Origin of the sequence: Blastopirellula marina, assembly GCF_002967715.1 — a bacterium.
GTDB classification, from domain to species: domain Bacteria; phylum Planctomycetota; class Planctomycetia; order Pirellulales; family Pirellulaceae; genus Bremerella; species Bremerella marina_B.
In genome coordinates this window covers 233,869-249,518 of sequence record NZ_PUIA01000038.1, presented here as the reverse complement: position 1 = coordinate 249,518, position 15,650 = coordinate 233,869, and the positions used below count along the sequence as shown (strand labels likewise).

Sequence of the window (15,650 nt, the reverse complement as noted above, 5' to 3'; positions counted from 1 at the left end):
GGAATTCGTCCCGCACATTTATGAAGACTACCTATCTTCTTACTCTTCCGTCGCGTCGTCCCATAGTTGTGGGACCAGGAATTCCAGCTGCCGCTTAAGCTGACGTTCCCCTCTGGACATGTGCGCAGGCTTCTCGCAAGTGACCTAGCGAGAAATGCCAAAACCAGTAAGATGCTGGATCAATATACACAGGCTCCGCGAGCCCTTATTAGGGCAGACTGGGCCCGATGTCCGAGACGCTTCAGTAGCGGTTTTACCGGAATCTGTTTCCGATTAACGGTTCGGGTCATCTCTCCTTATACCCACCGAGACGCCCCGAATCCTTTCACACCCTTACACCTGTTTTTCATTTCAATCGTGACATTATGGACCTGAAGAAACTACGAAACATCGGTATTTCGGCTCATATCGACTCCGGTAAAACGACGCTGAGCGAACGCATTCTGTTTTACAGTGGACGTATCCACAAAATCGAAGAAGTCCGCGGTGGTGGCGATGGCGCGACCATGGACCATATGGAACTGGAAAAGGAACGTGGTATCACCATTACCTCGGCCGCAACCAGCGTCTCTTGGAATAGTCACCCGATCAACCTGATCGACACACCGGGCCACGTTGACTTTACCGTGGAAGTGGAACGCTCGCTCCGCGTGCTCGATGGTGCGATCCTCGTTCTCTGCTCGGTCGGTGGTGTTCAGGCTCAGTCGCTCACCGTGGACCGCCAGATGAAGCGTTACAAGGTTCCGCGCCTGGCGTTCATCAACAAGATGGACCGCACCGGTGCCAACCCCGATAGCGTCATCAAGCAGATGCGCGACAAGCTGGGCGTTGATGCGATCGCTTACCAGATTCCGATCGGCAAGGAAGATAACTTCCAAGGCGTGGTCGACCTGATCGAAATGGAAGCCATCTACTACGACGGCGACCAGGGCGAAAAGGTCCGCAAGGAAGCCATTCCGGCCGACCTGCAAGACAAGGCCCAAGAAGCTCGTCACGACATGCTCGAAGCGTTGTCGAACTACAGCGACGAGATCATGGAACTGCTGCTGTCCGAAGAAGAAGTCCCCAACGACCTGATCTACAAGACCACCCACGACGCCGTCGTCGGTCTGCAGATCACCCCGGTCTTCATGGGTACCGCCTTCAAGAACAAGGGCGTACAGACCCTTCTGGACGCGATCGTGCGTTATCTGCCGTCGCCACTGGAAGTGAAGTACTCCGCCAACACCTTTAAGGAATCGGACGAAAAGGTTCCGCTGGCTTGTGATCCTAAGGCTCCGTTTGTCGGCATGGCGTTCAAGATCGTCGAAGATCCTTACGGTCAGTTGACCTTCATGCGGATTTACCAAGGTTCGATCGAGAAGGGTCAGCCTTACGTGAACCAACGTACCGGTAAGACCGAACGCTTTGCCCGTATTGTGCGAATGCACTCGAACAAGCGTGAAGAAATCGATTCCGCTGGTGCCGGTGACATTGTTGCCGTGACCGGTATTGACTGTGCTTCCGGTGATACGTATGCCAAGGACCGTGAGTTCTGCTCGCTGGAAAATATCTTCGTGCCGATTCCGGTTATCAAGATCTCGGTCGCACCAAAGAGCCGCGACGACAGTGACAAGCTGAGCAAGGCTTTGCAGCGTTTCCGTAAGGAAGACCCAACCTTCCACGTGTTCACCGATCCCGAGACGAACGAAACGATCATCGCGGGCATGGGTGAGTTGCACCTGGACGTTTACGTTGAGCGTATTCGCCGCGAATACAAGGTGGAAGTCGTCACCGGCCCACCGAAGGTTTCGTACCGCGAAAGCCCAACTCAACCGGTCGAGTACAACTACAAGCACAAGAAGCAGACGGGTGGTTCCGGTCAGTTCGCTCACATCGTGGGTAGCATCGAACCGATTCCACAAGACACCGAAGGTGCCGAAAACTTCGTCTTTGAAGACAAGATCAGCCAGGGCCGCATTCCGAAGGAATACATCCCAGCCGTTCAACGTGGCTTTGAAGACTGCATGAGCAAGGGTCCTCTGGCTGAGTTCCCTGTGGTGGGCGTAAAGGTCATCCTGAACGACGGTTCGTATCACGACGTCGACTCGTCCGAAATGGCGTTCAAGATTGCCGCCCAAGGCTGCTTCCGCGAGAACTTCATGAAGATGAAGCCAACCTTGCTGGAGCCAATCATGAACGTGGAAGTCGAAATTCCAGAAGCGTTCCAGGGTCCTGTCACCGGCGATATCATCGTTCGCCGCGGCATGGTCAACCAGACCGACATGAACGGTGACACCACAGTCATCAGCGCCGAAATTCCATTGGCTGCCATGTTCGGTTACGCCACGGAACTTCGTAGCATGACCCAAGGTCAAGGCACGTTCAGCATGGAACTGGGCAGCTACAAGCCCACTCCTTCCCACATCCAGGAAGAAGTGGTTGCCGAACGCCGCAAAGAATTGGAAATGGCGAAGTAAGTATTACTTCCGCTGTTTTGACATACGAAACACCCCGGCTAGGTCTTACACCTCTCTGGGGTGTTTTTTTGCGCCTATGGGCAAGAGAAACCAACTTCTCGGGTTGCCACAGATGCGCATTTTGGCGACTTTATTAGAAACCTATTGGGGCAATGAAAAAGCTCTTTCATCTGGTCCCTCTCCACCGTCTTCGGGGGGAGAGGGATAGGATGAGGGGGCGAACCTGGTACTCGCTTCAGCCCCTCACCCTAACCCTCTCCCCATAGGGGCGAGGGGACAAGAGAATCACGCATGAAATTCTTCGCCTTCCATTTGATGCCCTGGGACCGACTTCCGGACGACTTCGCCGAAAAGTACGACACTGCCTGGACCTGGCTCCCGAACGAGATCTTCGACCCAGTGCATGGTGGCGAACTGTACAACAACTATCTCGATCAACTGGTTCTCGCCGACCAGTTGGGCTTCGACGGTGTATGCGTCAACGAGCATCATCAGAATGCCTACGGCACGATGCCCAGCCCAAACCTGATGGCCTCGATCCTGGCCCGGCAGACCAAGAACTGCAAAATAGCCGTCGTCGGGAATGCGATCCCCTTCTACGATCCACCAACCCGCTGCGCCGAAGAGTTCTCGATGATCGACTGCATCAGCGGCGGTCGCTTGATCGCAGGCCTGGTTGTCGGCGGCGGTCCTGAATACTACAGCTTCTCGAAGAATCCCACTTTCGCCCGCGAGATGTACCGCGAAGCATTCGACTTGATCATTCGAGCCTGGACCGAACCAGGGCCGTTCGAGCACTACGGAAAGCATTGGAAGCTGAAGTATGTAAACCCCTGGCCGCGACCGATCCAGCAGCCTCATCCGCCGATCTGGATCCCCGGAGCAGGCAGCCGCGAAACGATTCAGTTCGTGGCCCAGCGTCGCTTCGCCTACATGGGCATCCCTTACTTCCATATGGACTTCTTCCAACGCAACTTCGATATGTTCCGCGACGAATGCGAGAAGTGCGACTATACGGCCGATCCAGAACAACTCGGCTGGCTGCTGCCGATCTACTGCGCCGAGACAGACGAACAGGCCTGGGCCGAGTACGAAGCTCATCTCTGGTACTTCGTGAAGAAGCTCCTCAAAGGGCTGGTCGTCTTCCCGCCTGGCTACACCTCGGCTCGATCGATCGCAGGCATTCAGAAGGGCCTGCAGCAGTTCATGAGCACCTGCGAGACACGCAACGACATCGAAGCAGGGGGCTACGCGATCGTCGGCAGCCCCGATACCGTTCGCCAGAAGCTATCCGAACGCATCAAGAAGCTGGGCGTGGGCAACCTGCTCGGCTTGTTCCAACTCGGCACGCTGCCGCACGACATGACCTGCAAGAGCATGAAGCTCTTCGCCGAAAAGGTGATGCCCGGCCTCCGCGAAGAAATGAACGCCGCCCTGACAAGCTAACGCATCTCCTTTCCTGTTCCCTCGCCCCTCAGGGGAGCGGGTTAGGGAGAGGGGCGAACAATGCACAGGCTATCCATCAACAAAACCCCGCGCAAAACGCGATCCATGAAAATCGAAAACAAAACCCTCAACATCGCCGGCAAGAAGACGCAGCTCACAATCCTGGGTGAAGGCCCTCCGCTGCTTTACCTCCACTCGGCCGGGGGCGAGACCGAACCGATCGCGTTTCATCACAAGCTGGCCGAGAAGTACACCGTTTACCTACCAGCTCACCCAGGCTTCGCCCTCAGTGAAGGGCTGGACCACATCGACGACATCCACGATCTGGCCTGGCACTACGTCGACCTCTTGGGTGAACTGAACCTGGAGAACGTTCCGGTTGTCAGCTACTCGCTGGGTGCCTGGACGGCGGCGGAAGTGAAACTGATTCGACCCAATCTGATCGGCCCAATGGTGATGATCGCCGCGGCCGGTCTGCACGTGGACGGCTCGCCGATGGAAGAACTGTTCATCGACAGCTTCGACAAGCTCCGCGAACTCCTCTTCTTCGATCCCAGCAGTAAGCAAGCGATCGACTACTTCCCAGCCGATACCAACGATCCACGCATCCTCATGTGGCTACGTGCCCGCGAGGCAACGGCCCGCGTCGGCTGGAACCCCTACCTGCACGATCCCAAACTGGCAGGTCATCTGCATCGCCTGGACAGCCCCGTGCAAGTGATCTGGGGCCGTCATGACAAGCTCATCCCATTGGCCCACGGCGAGTACTACACGCAGCACTTGCCCAACGCCAAGCTGACCGTTCTGGAAGAATGCGGGCATATGGTCCCCTACGAGAAGACCGACGAAGCCGCAGCGATTGCGTTGGATTTCTTGGGTTCAACTTAAACATACCGATGCATCGGCAGGTCGTAGTGCGGGGCCCAGCCTAGCGGTAGCGTGACGCCGGTGATCCAGCTCGCTTCTTCCGAGACGAGAAACGCGACGGCGTTGGCTACGTCGTGCGGTACACCAACGCCCAGCGGATGACAGGCTTCGATATCCTGGCGTAGCTGTTCGACTTCCTCACGAGTTTCGCACTCTTCGGCGAAACGCATGGCCATCGGTGTGGTGACAATACCAGGGGCGACGGCGACAACGCGGATCTTCTTCGGGCCCAGTTCCCAGGCCAGTGACTGGGTGAAGCCGGTAAGGCCTGCCTTGCTGGCGCTATAGACCGAGAAGCCCACGCACCCGCCTAATCCCAGCGCCGAGGCTACGTTCAGGATGACACCCCCTGGCGATGGCAATAGCGGCAGGAAGGCCCGCGTCATGCGAATCGCACCGTTCAGATTGATATCAAGCAGTTGTTGCCACTGCCCTTCGGCGTAGTCTTCCAGGTTCTGGCACAGCTCGATCCCGGCGTTATTGATCAGGTAGTCGACCTTGCCGAACTTCTCCTGGGCGGCGGTCTTCAGATCGGCGATCTGCTCGTCGCTGGTGACATCGCAGTCTTGGTAGAGAAACGACGTGCCTTGCCGCTCGAGACGCTTGAGCACGCGTTTGGGCTCGTGGCGATTCGCGACGACGATCGAGGCCCCTTCCTTCGAGAGACGCTCGACGATCGCTCCGCCAATACCGCGATCGCTGGCCCCGGTGATCAGGGCAACCTTGCCGTTGAATCTTAGAGTATTGGAAGCGTCAGTCATGCGCGGCGGTCTCGTGTCCCGTCCCCTCTTGCTTCCCAAAGGTGAGAGATGGGAACCGGGCACGCTCTTCGCCCCCTCACCCTAGCCCTCTCCCCGTAGCGGCGAGGGGACCGGCAGAATTCCCTTAGTGCTTGCTGGCGGGACGATCAAACCACTTGCGGAGCGTGTTGAACGTCGTGTCGCGTCCGATCTTGCCGATGCTCATCGTCAGTGGGATCTTCTTCGGACAGACAGCCACGCAGTTCTGAGCGTTACCGCAAATCTGGATGCCCCCTTCTTCGGTCAACGCATCAAGGCGTTCGCTGGCCATCATCTTGCCGGTCGGGTGCAGGTTGAATAGCACTACCTGGCTGATCGCAGCGGGGCCAACAAACCCGTGGCTGTAGGCATCGAGCTTACGTTGCTCGAAGTCGCCGCTCGACTCGCCGGAATGAGGCAGCAGTTCGATCTTGGAGTACTGTGGGCAAGCTTCCACGCAGCAACCGCAGGTCATGCATTCGCTCAGCGGGTAGGCCATTTCCTGGTTGGCACGCGACTGCTTCGGGCCGGGGCCCAGGTCGTAGTAGCCGTCGGCAGGAATCCAACCTTTGACCTTCTTCAGGGCATTGAACATGCGGCTGCGGTCGACGAACAAGTCACGCACAACCGGGAACTTGGTCATCGGACGCAATTCGATTTCGTTGCTATCTTCCAGCAGCTTATCGACCAGGCACGAGCACGACTGGCGAACCTTGCCGTTGATTACCATCGTGCAAGCACCGCAAACTTCTTCCAAGCAGCCGCAATCCCAGCAAACGGGCGTGGTCTTCTCGCCGTTGGAAGTCTTCGCCTTGGCGGCGATCTTCTGCAGCACGCTGATGACATTCAGCTCCGCTTCGTAATCGAGCTCGAACCGCTGCCAATAGCTTGGTTTCCCCGGTCCATCCTGGCGAAGGACTTTCACGTAGAACGTTTTGGGCTTATTTTGCGAATGGGCAATCATATTCTTAGCTTTTCAGGTTCTCGTTTTCTGTGCCGTACGCCTGGCCGAAGTCAGGCAATCTCTTACACATCCGAAGGGGGAAGCTAGTTGGCGGCAGCGGCCTGGGCGGCTGCTTTCTTCTGAGCTTTCCGTTCCTTCCAAACTTCACTGATCTGTTCCGCTCCGACGAGGCCATACAGGCGAGGCCGCGGCGGCTCGATGCTGGTATCGACATCCTCGTACGAAATGGTGACGTCTTTCCCATCGTAGGTAGCGATGGTGCTCTTGAGGAACTTTTCGATGTTCGCTTCAAACTTGTCGCACCACTGTTCGGCCTGACGGCGGTGCTCGGCAGGATCGGTCGCGGTGAGGCCAGGTAGTTCAAACTCAGGTTTGTAGTGAGCGCCACGGCATTCGTCACGCTGCAATGCTCCTTTGAGGATCGCTTCGGCGATCGGGAACATATCCTGCAGGGCCTTGGTGAACAACACGTTCTGGTTCGACCAGTTGCCGGTGTCGCTCAGGGCACACTTCCAAGCTCGCTCCTTCAGGTCGGCCAGCTTGCCGATACCCTCTTTGAGTTGCGAGTTCTGTCGCACGACCGTGGCGATGTTGGTCATCAGGTTGCCCAGTTCCTGGTGAATCAGGTAAGGGTTTTCGCTCCCCTTCTGCTTGAGCAACGTGTTGTGGCGATCCTGGTGCTTCTTCACGGCGGCTTCGTACAGTGAAGCTGGCTGATCGGCGGCTGAGGTGCCTGGGCCCATGCTGCCGAGCAAGGTTTCCAGACCAGGTGCCAAGAACAGCCCCGAGAAGATGCAGGACAACAGCGAGTTCGCACCCAGACGGTTGGCACCGTGGTAGTGGTAATCGACTTCGCCGATGGCGTACAGGTTCGGAATGTTCGTCTGTTGATTGATCGGCGAACCGGCAACCAAACCGCCACTTTCCTTCTTCGCGTAATCGGTCCACAAGCCACCCATGCTGTAGTGAACCGCCGGGAAAATACGCATCGGCGTGTAGCACGGATCGACACCTTGGAACTTGCGGTAGATATCGAGAATCCCCCCCAGCTTACGATTGAGTTCGCTTGCTTCGATATGCGTCAGGTCTAGGTAAACGCATTGGCGATCGGTTTCGACACTGAGTCCACCGTTCACGCAGACGTCGAAGATCTCGCGCGTGGCGATGTCGCGAGGAACCAGGTTACCGTATTCCGGATAGCGTTCTTCCAGGAAGTAGTAACGTTCCGATTCAGGAATGTCCTTCGGAGCACGCGGGTCGTGAGGCGTACGAGGAACCCAAACGCGTCCCCCTTCACCACGAGCCGATTCGCTCATCAGACGTAGCTTATCGGCACCTGGAATGGCGGTCGGATGGACCTGGATGCATTCGCCGTTGCCGTACTTGGCCCCCGCCTGAACACAGCGGCTAGCCGCCGAACCGTTACAGGTCATGCTCATTGTGCTGCGGCCGTAGATCAAACCGCAGCCACCCGTGGCGACGACGACGGCGTCGGCCTTGAACGAGCGAATCTCCATGCTGTAGAGATCTTGAGCGACCGCCCCGACGCACTTACCATCGTCGTTGAGAACCGGGCCCAGGAAGTCCCACATCTCGTACTTCTTGACCAGGCCTTCCACTTCCCAGCGGCGAACCTGTTCGTCGAGCGCGTAAAGCAGCTGCTGGCCGGTGGTTGCACCGGCAAAGGCCGTTCGCTTGTAGAGTGTACCGCCGAAACGACGACGATCGATGAAACCTTCGGTCGTTCGATTGAACGGAACGCCCAGGCGATCCATCAGGTCGATCACCTTCGGGGCCCACATGGCCATCTCGTAAACCGGCGGCTGGTGGTTGAGGAAGTCACCACCGTAGACGGTATCGTCGAAGTGCTTGTATTCGTCGTCACCCAGTTGGCGCGTGGCATCGTTGACGCTGTTGATGCCCCCCTGAGCACACACACTGTGCGAGCGTTTGACCGGCGTAAGGCTCATCAAGTCGACCTTGATGCCCAATTCGGCCAGCTTCATGGTGGCAGCCAGACCGGCCAAACCACCACCGACAACTAGAACTCGCTTCTCTGCCATTCCCGTCCACCTTTGGCTCTTGGGTTTTCAATTGGCGGCGTTACCCCCTAACGGCTTACCCGAAAGGAGTCGCGTGGCTTTAACGCTTCGACTCGGCCTGGGCGGCGTCGTCTTCTTCCGCGTGGTAGTATTTCGACTCTTTGGAATGCTTGTGATCGCTGGGCATAACGTCGCCTGTTTCGACCAGCAGTTCGTAAGCCTTGTCTTCTTCGACTCGGACTTCCGCGATCTTCTCTTGGCTCATCGAGTACAGCCCAACAATGGAAGTCATACCGACGACGGCCAACAGCACGAACAGCACGTTAGCCGCCATCTTGGCTTTCTCTTGAGCTTTGGCACTGATCCAAAGGCCCCAGGTAATGCCAAACGTGAACAGGCCATTGGTGAAGTGGAACGTAGCCGCCAACACGCCGATGGCGTACAGGATTGGCACGATGATCGAGGCCTGCATCGCCTCAGCACCGCTACTTGCCGCGTTGTACGGCGAGAACTGGGCACCAAACAGCGGATGAGCAATGTTGTTCACCCAGAATTCGGCGTGAATCCAGCCATGCATATGGAACACGTGCCAGGCAATAAACAGGAATGCAATCAGCCCTGTTGCCCGCTGCATCGTGTAGCGGAAGTTGCTGTTATAGGGGTAGCTTTGCGTGTTGGGATTGCCATCTTTCGTGATGATCAAACCGTACACGGCGTGGAATATGATCGGCAGAAAGATGAGTGCCCATTCGACCAGTGGCAGCAGTGGCCCCAGAGAGTGAATGTGGAACACCAACCGCTGAAACAATCGCGGCGAGCCGAACACACTGGCATTCACCGAAAGGTGAACCACCATGTAGGCTCCGATAGGAATCAGGCCGGTTAAAGAATGCAGGCGACGCAACAGGAACTCGTTGCGTTGTAAAAAACTAGGTGCCGAGCTCACCACAGACCCTTTCCGAAATCGAGATCGTGCTGGTAGGGGCAAAATCTCGCTTACAAGTGTTGTCTTCAGATCGCTTTTTGACGCAATCAGCGCCCTTCGGCCGCTACTCCGACCATCCATCGAAAGGGGCCGCTCGCATGTCACAAGTTATAGCGGAATCACGACTTAGTTATAAGTACCCCTGCATTAAGTGACCGAAAATCGCAATTACCATCAACATTGCTGATAAAGTGGGCAACTTTCTTTGAAGTTCATGTCATATTGGCAGGGGACAGGCAGGAAACCTTCATCTGAAGAACACGAAAACGGCCTGAAAAACCCGATTTCTCTCGTATTTACCGCATCCGATCGATCGGTATTGCACCTGTCAGGCTTTATGGCAAAAAATGGGAACTACATTTGCATGTTGATGCGTCGAAGCTTTTGTCCTGCCAACACGTTACGCGTGTGTCGCGATTTTGAGCCATGCGAAATTCTGAACATCCCATCATGCTGATCACCGACGACGATCGCGCCTTCCGCGAGACGATGGCCGAGGTGTTTGCGCGTCGTGGGTTTGAGCCAATCCTGGCAGCTAACGGTGACGAGGCAATTCACGTAGCCCAGGGAACTACGGTTCACGTCGCGCTATTCGATTTCCATATGCCTGAGCGAACGGGTCTCGAATCGATTACGGCCTGTCGCAGCCTGGGAATCAACATCCCATACATTCTTCTGACCGGCGGCCTCGACCAGACAATCGCCACCCAGGCCGAAAGCGTGGAGGTTTTCTCCTTGCTCGAGAAGCCGGTGAGCATCCAGATTGTGACCGGCGTGGTGAAAGATGCGATGGCCAGTCATTACCCCTGGTACGAAGCAGGGCGGTAAGTCACCAGCTAACTGCTTATCACCGCGGCAACTTCCCAGACTCCATCATTCTGTTCGACTCGGTATCCATTTAGATCTTCATCTCCAGCTAAGCCAATAAGTGGTTTATCCTGCGAGTCATTCCCACCATAGACTTTGCCGATTGCCAGGATCGTCGTATCGTCAAATCGTTTGGCCGACTTGACCATGAAGATAACGGTATCACCACCCGGATCGACTTCGCTATACGATTTAATGACTTGCGGAAATTCGTGGAACCGGGCAGTAAACTCGGCCGAGGGTACGTCACCGAAGACCATAAACAGCCACTGCCCCCTTTTGGCCTTACGTCCTGAAACCTCGTTCTCGATCTGATATCGCAGTATTGCCTCTGCAACGTCCAGCGCTTCTTCGTCTGAAATGGACCAAGTATCGTAGGGGGGAGTTGGTCCAGGATTCATCTGCCAATAGGTAACTGCCGCTCCGAAGAATATAGTCGCAACGGCTCCAAACACCCTCCACATGGCATACCTCCGAGAACTTGCGACAAAACAAGAACAATGTCGATAAGAAAACAATCGCTGGGTCTGACCATACACAAAGAAAAAGCCAAGGACTACTGCCTTGGCTTTTTCTTTTGATCACTTCTTTTGAACCAACGTTTGTTAGGTTCCTTGATCGACCGCACCTGCTGGTGGAATGTCGTCGGAGTTGATCTCTTTCGGCGTACCGTGCCGCTTGACTTCGGTACCTGGCACAATGCGTGGGCCGTCGGAGGTTTCTTCGATCACGCGTTTCAACTCTTCGGCATCAACCACTTCGAGTTCCATCAAACGTTCCGTCAGGGCAACCAGCGCGGAGCGACGGTCTTCCATCATCTCTTTAGTGCGTTTGAGCAGTTCGTCGATGATGCGTTTGATTTCCAGGTCGATCTCGCGATAGGTTTCTTCGCTGTGCGACCGGGCTCGCTCTTCCGACTGCTCAGGAATGAAGGCCGAACGACCGCTGGCGCGGAAATTGACCCTGCCTAAGCGGCTCATGCCGTAGTCGGTTACCATGCTGCGGGCGATCTCAGTGGCTCGTTCCAGGTCGTTCTGGGCACCAGTCGAGATCTCTTGGTAGATCATTTCCTCGGCCAGCGTTCCGGCCAGCAGCACCTGAATGCGGCTTTCCAATTCACTTTGCGTCATCAGGAAGCGGTCTTCCGTTGGACGCTGCATCGTGTAACCCAAGGCCGCCAGGCCGCGAGGAATGATCGAAACCTTGTGCACAGGATCGGTATTAGGCAGACAGTACGCCACCAGGGCGTGACCGCTTTCGTGATAGGCGACACGAAGCTTTTCGTCTTCGTGCATCACACGTTGCTTCTTTTCGAGACCCGCCGTGACGCGTTCGACCCCTTCGTCGAACTCTTCCATCCCAACGGCCGCTTTCCCTTTACGAGCCGCCAGCAGGGCAGCCTCGTTGACCAGGTTGGCCAGGTCCGCACCGGAAAAGCCGGTCGTAATCGCGGCAACGCTTTTCAGGTTGACCGTATCATCGAGCTTCACGCTGCGAACATGAACTCGGAGGATATCTTCGCGACCGCCTGCATCGGGTCGATCGACCAACACCTGGCGATCGAAACGACCAGGGCGGAGCAGGGCAGGGTCGAGCATTTCCGGACGATTGGTCGCGGCGATGATGATGATTCCGGCATTGGCCTCGAAACCATCCATCTCGACCAGCAATGCGTTGAGCGTTTGCTCGCGTTCGTCATGTCCACCCACAATACCGCCGCCGCGGGCCTTCCCCAGGGCGTCGAGCTCGTCGATGAAGATGATGCAGGGGCTTTTCGCGGCGGCTTGCTGGAACAGATCACGTACGCGGGCCGCACCCACGCCGACAAACATTTCTACAAAGTCGCTACCACTCATGCTGAAGAACGAGACGCCAGCCTCGCCGGCGATGGCCTTGGCCAGCAGCGTTTTACCTGTTCCAGGAGGGCCAACCAGCAGTACCCCTTTCGGAATGCGGCCGCCGAGTTCCTGATACTTCTCTGGCGAGCGGAGGAAGTCGACGATTTCCTTCACTTCATCCACCGCTTCTTCGATGCCGGCAACATCTTCAAAGCTGATATTCAGGTCGTCTTGCATGTGCAGCTTGCCGCGACTGCGACCGAAGGCGATCGCACTGCCTGTCCCGCCGATCCGGCGAATCATGAAGTAGCAGAACGCGATCCCCAGGCCAATCATCAGCAGCGGACCGCCGTAGATTTCAAAGAAGTTAGGAGGCCCGGTCGCCTTGTAGTCGGTGAAGCCTGCCTGATCGAGCATCGATTGAATCTTGCCGGCGGCGTTTTCGCTCCGGACTAAGTAAGTCACAATCTTCTGCCCGTCGGTCTTGGCCTTGCTCGGGTCTTTACTGTCCATGTTGTACCGATCGACGGTGGCGATAACCGAGCCGGGACCGATTTCAACATTTCGCAAATTTGAGTAGCGGATACTGGAAACTTTGCCGTCGCTGTCTTTTCGCTTGACGGTTACGCCCGGCTCGACACCTTCGGCAGGCTTATCGTCGACGGAAGCGATCAGCTTCTCCAGATCGGGCTGAGCGAGTTCCTCGGAGCCCGACTGTAGTAAATACATCGCAACCAGGAACACGACGGCCCCGGCCACCAAGATGTACCACAAGTTGCCGGAACTTCCTTTATCGCCCCGCCGTTTGGGAGATTCGTCGTTGTTATCCATTGACTTCCGCTTGGGTTATGAAGTTTTTCGGGCTGCCTGGCGACTCGCGCTGCCTAGTGGGAATTTCATAGTATACCGGGCATGTCACTACGACTATCTTCGCCAACGGCCAAAACAAGACAAGCTGCGAGCTCTTGACCGGAAGATGCGGGTTGCTCCGGTTTTGAGGACCGTTCGGACGATCCCCGCTACGAAGAGATGGTCCTGGCGCGATAGCCAGACTACGACAATGCGGTCGTCAAAGAGCCACTTCCCGCGGCATATAACAAGAAGTCGACAATCGTTCGTAAAGTCGAACGTGGCAAGAACGTAATCGATTTCCCGTTTAACTCAGAAGGGACACTTCCCTAATTCCTACGGTGCAACTGCCCAATTGCTCGCAGGGGCGGCCACTGTGAGGGCCAAAGGCGTATTGCCCATTACGTTTCTGGCCCTTGCTTTTGCCCCGCCAACTACCGCAGAGGAGGGCTGGCTGGCGTTCGCGTTACCGAATTGTTGTACTGCGGATCGAAGTACCAATACATGCCGCCTGGGCTGGAGATATCTCGCAGCCACTGACGCTGTATCGGCATGCGGGCATTCTGCATCAACGCGTAAATATCACTAATCACGGTCGTGTTGTCGCCGTAATAAGCATGCCCCATCAAACTGGTATCGATCTTCGTCACGTCGATCGTATCGATGCCGTTAAGAATCAGGATATTCGCTCCGACGTCGCCGGCACGGGGATAACCGTTGACGGCGCGAGAGGCCATCAGGGCCACGTCGTTTTGCGAAGCGTATAGCGTCACGTGCTGGGCCAGGCCGGTCAGGCTTGGCGCGATCTTCTCTTGAAAAACACGTGCATCGACATCCGGAGCGGCCAAAATGACTTCGTTGAAGATCTTTTGATTCTGCTCGAGGTCCTGTGCCAGCGATTCCACGGCGGCACCAAACGCGCGGTTCCCCATGCTATGGGCGATCAGATGCACCGACTGGGCACCGCTATGCTGATGCACTTTCAACAGGAATTCCTTCAGATGCGACGCAGTCCAGAACGAATTGCCTCGATCGGTAACGTACCCAAGTAGTTCCCCTTGCGAAGGCCAGCTAAAGAAGACCGGGGCCCCTTTAAAGTCCAAGTCGTGGGTGATCTGGGCCGTACGCCGAGCCGCGTCCTCGAAGGTAACGTTGTAGCCGTGAATGAAGATCAAGAGATCACGACCGGGCGACTCTTCGACGCGCACCTTGAGCATGTCGAAGAATTCTTGCTCCTCTTTCGACTTCACTTCCATCAACATGACATGGTCTTCAGGCTTCTCCTTGAATTCCCAATGAACGACCGAAGGAGATTCGAGCTGTCCTGCCTGATGCGATTTGGGAATACTGACCTTACACGTCCCCAACTGCAGTTCCCCTTGCTCTTTACCGTAAACGACCGAGTCATTCGAGAGAAATCGGTCGTACTTGTGGTACTGAATCCAACCTTCCTGCCCAACGACAACCGCTCCGCTGGCGGCAACCACCATGGTCAGTCCCGCAATGATGTACTGCTTGAACTTTGTGAACAGCAGGGCGACCGCGATTCCAAGGATCACGCAAGTGATTGCTGGCAACAACGCATGGAACTTGTGAGGTAAAACGCCTCCGGGCCAAACCATCGGTGCCCGGTCGGTACCGTAAAACACTTCTACGACATCAAATGGTTCTTCAATTGCTTCTTCTACTTGAACGGCTTCAGGCTGCGGTTCGGCGGACATGGGTTGCATCTCGGCCGGTGCCTGCATCATGCGGGGCTCGGCCTGCGGAGCTTCCATGGCCTGTGGCTGCTGCACTTCCATCGGCATCGCCTGAGGCTGCGAGTACTGGCTCATCTTCGGAGCAGAGCTCCGTTGAAGATTGGGGGACGTGGCAGGGGCCTCAGGGGCAAAGCTTCTGGGAGCATATTGCGGCTGGGAAGCCGATTTCGATCCGTCAGGATAGAATTCCCCCTGGCTGCTCTGGGGAACCATCTGAGGCGTAGCCACATCGGGTGCCAACTTTGGTTGCTGGGGGATCAGTACAGGCTCTGCAGGAGCGTCATCAACAGGAGCAGCACTCTCCGCGTAGGGAGCATCGTTCGGGTCGACGGAAGCGACCTCTTGCTCTCCTTTGTCCTGGGCACATCCCAAGAAGATGGCCAAAAGGAAAAGGCTCAGCGAGACCATTTCCCAGTAGCGAGAATTTGATGGCGAGTTCGTAGCGTACTTCACGTTATTGGACATGGTCCAAACCTTTATTCGCATCCATGCATCCAGACCCCCGTCTGGTCAGAGTGGGGGTGAATCTTAACGGCGTAAGGGGACGGACAAAAGATCGATTTTCTAGACTTCCCGTAGGGTTACATCCGCTGAAAAGCGACTGAGAAGATCTCGCTAAAACATTGCCAGTTGGTCACTTATGACCTAAAAATGAAGTAGACAACCAGGCACAAGGAATGTTGAAAGCACCAAAAACCATTTCCTGGCCCAATTCGTCTATGTCTGAGATAACG

The 15,650-nt window shown here is 56.1% G+C and carries 11 protein-coding genes; 4 read left to right on the top strand and 7 right to left on the bottom strand.

What is annotated here, in order from left to right; translation table 11 throughout:
* Positions 1 to 365: 365 nt before the first annotated feature.
* The 3 genes from fusA to C5Y96_RS14795 all read left to right on the top strand — a co-directional run bounded on the left by fusA (position 366) and on the right by C5Y96_RS14795 (position 4,793).
* On the top strand, positions 366 to 2,459 hold the full coding sequence (gene fusA, locus C5Y96_RS14805; RefSeq protein WP_105354746.1) for an elongation factor G: 2,094 nt from the start codon (positions 366 to 368) through the stop codon (positions 2,457 to 2,459).
* Between the two features lie 291 nt (positions 2,460 to 2,750).
* Positions 2,751 to 3,905, top strand: a complete 1,155-nt coding sequence (locus tag C5Y96_RS14800; protein WP_105354743.1) for an LLM class flavin-dependent oxidoreductase — start codon at positions 2,751 to 2,753, stop codon at positions 3,903 to 3,905.
* Between the two features lie 105 nt (positions 3,906 to 4,010).
* Positions 4,011 to 4,793, top strand: a complete 783-nt coding sequence (locus C5Y96_RS14795; protein WP_105354877.1) for an alpha/beta fold hydrolase — start codon at positions 4,011 to 4,013, stop codon at positions 4,791 to 4,793.
* Here C5Y96_RS14795 and C5Y96_RS14790 read toward each other — a convergent pair.
* The 4 genes from C5Y96_RS14790 to C5Y96_RS14775 all read right to left on the bottom strand — a co-directional run bounded on the left by C5Y96_RS14790 (position 4,790) and on the right by C5Y96_RS14775 (position 9,563).
* Positions 4,790 to 5,593, bottom strand: a complete 804-nt coding sequence (locus tag C5Y96_RS14790) for an SDR family NAD(P)-dependent oxidoreductase (RefSeq protein ID WP_105354741.1) — start codon at positions 5,591 to 5,593, stop codon at positions 4,790 to 4,792. The two genes, C5Y96_RS14795 and C5Y96_RS14790, sit on opposite strands and share 4 nt — an antisense overlap.
* A 124-nt stretch (positions 5,594 to 5,717) precedes the next feature.
* Positions 5,718 to 6,575, bottom strand: a complete 858-nt coding sequence (sdhB, locus tag C5Y96_RS14785) for a succinate dehydrogenase iron-sulfur subunit (protein ID WP_105354739.1) — start codon at positions 6,573 to 6,575, stop codon at positions 5,718 to 5,720.
* Between the two features lie 83 nt (positions 6,576 to 6,658).
* On the bottom strand, positions 6,659 to 8,638 hold the full coding sequence (gene sdhA, locus C5Y96_RS14780) for a succinate dehydrogenase flavoprotein subunit (RefSeq protein WP_105354737.1): 1,980 nt from the start codon (positions 8,636 to 8,638) through the stop codon (positions 6,659 to 6,661).
* Positions 8,639 to 8,717: 79 nt separating this feature from the next.
* Positions 8,718 to 9,563 (bottom strand): succinate dehydrogenase cytochrome b558 subunit, encoded by an 846-nt coding sequence (locus C5Y96_RS14775; RefSeq protein ID WP_233198972.1) that lies wholly within the window; start codon positions 9,561 to 9,563, stop codon positions 8,718 to 8,720.
* A 465-nt stretch (positions 9,564 to 10,028) separates the two neighbouring features.
* Here C5Y96_RS14775 and C5Y96_RS14770 point away from each other — a divergent pair, with 465 nt between their 5' ends.
* Entirely contained in the window at positions 10,029 to 10,430 is a 402-nt protein-coding gene (locus tag C5Y96_RS14770; RefSeq protein ID WP_105354733.1) for a response regulator, read from the top strand.
* An 8-nt stretch (positions 10,431 to 10,438) separates the two neighbouring features.
* Here the strand turns inward: C5Y96_RS14770 and C5Y96_RS14765 are convergent, their stop codons facing one another.
* The 3 genes from C5Y96_RS14765 to C5Y96_RS14755 all read right to left on the bottom strand — a co-directional run bounded on the left by C5Y96_RS14765 (position 10,439) and on the right by C5Y96_RS14755 (position 15,381).
* Positions 10,439 to 10,933, bottom strand: a complete 495-nt coding sequence (locus C5Y96_RS14765; RefSeq protein WP_105354731.1) for a hypothetical protein — start codon at positions 10,931 to 10,933, stop codon at positions 10,439 to 10,441.
* A gap of 141 nt (positions 10,934 to 11,074) precedes the next feature.
* Positions 11,075 to 13,138, bottom strand: a complete 2,064-nt coding sequence (gene ftsH, locus C5Y96_RS14760) for an ATP-dependent zinc metalloprotease FtsH (protein ID WP_105354729.1) — start codon at positions 13,136 to 13,138, stop codon at positions 11,075 to 11,077.
* 452 nt (positions 13,139 to 13,590) lie between these two features.
* The gene (locus tag C5Y96_RS14755) at positions 13,591 to 15,381 is read right to left on the bottom strand and encodes an alpha/beta hydrolase (RefSeq protein WP_158261245.1); all 1,791 of its coding nucleotides are present in this window, start codon (positions 15,379 to 15,381) and stop codon (positions 13,591 to 13,593) included.
* Between the last annotated feature and the right edge of the window lie 269 nt (positions 15,382 to 15,650).

Excerpts from the sequence above, each read along its gene's own strand:
- fusA (WP_105354746.1), top strand. The coding sequence starts at position 366 with ATGGACCTGAAGAAACTACGAAACATCGGTATTTCGGCTCATATCGAC.
- C5Y96_RS14800 (WP_105354743.1), top strand. The coding sequence starts at position 2,751 with ATGAAATTCTTCGCCTTCCATTTGATGCCCTGGGACCGACTTCCGGAC.
- C5Y96_RS14795 (WP_105354877.1), top strand. The coding sequence starts at position 4,011 with ATGAAAATCGAAAACAAAACCCTCAACATCGCCGGCAAGAAGACGCAG.
- C5Y96_RS14790 (WP_105354741.1), bottom strand. The coding sequence starts at position 5,593 with ATGACTGACGCTTCCAATACTCTAAGATTCAACGGCAAGGTTGCCCTG.
- sdhB (WP_105354739.1), bottom strand. The coding sequence starts at position 6,575 with ATGATTGCCCATTCGCAAAATAAGCCCAAAACGTTCTACGTGAAAGTC.
- sdhA (WP_105354737.1), bottom strand. The coding sequence starts at position 8,638 with ATGGCAGAGAAGCGAGTTCTAGTTGTCGGTGGTGGTTTGGCCGGTCTG.
- C5Y96_RS14770 (WP_105354733.1), top strand. The coding sequence starts at position 10,029 with ATGCGAAATTCTGAACATCCCATCATGCTGATCACCGACGACGATCGC.
- C5Y96_RS14765 (WP_105354731.1), bottom strand. The coding sequence starts at position 10,933 with ATGTGGAGGGTGTTTGGAGCCGTTGCGACTATATTCTTCGGAGCGGCA.
- ftsH (WP_105354729.1), bottom strand. The coding sequence starts at position 13,138 with ATGGATAACAACGACGAATCTCCCAAACGGCGGGGCGATAAAGGAAGT.
- C5Y96_RS14755 (WP_158261245.1), bottom strand. The coding sequence starts at position 15,381 with ATGTCCAATAACGTGAAGTACGCTACGAACTCGCCATCAAATTCTCGC.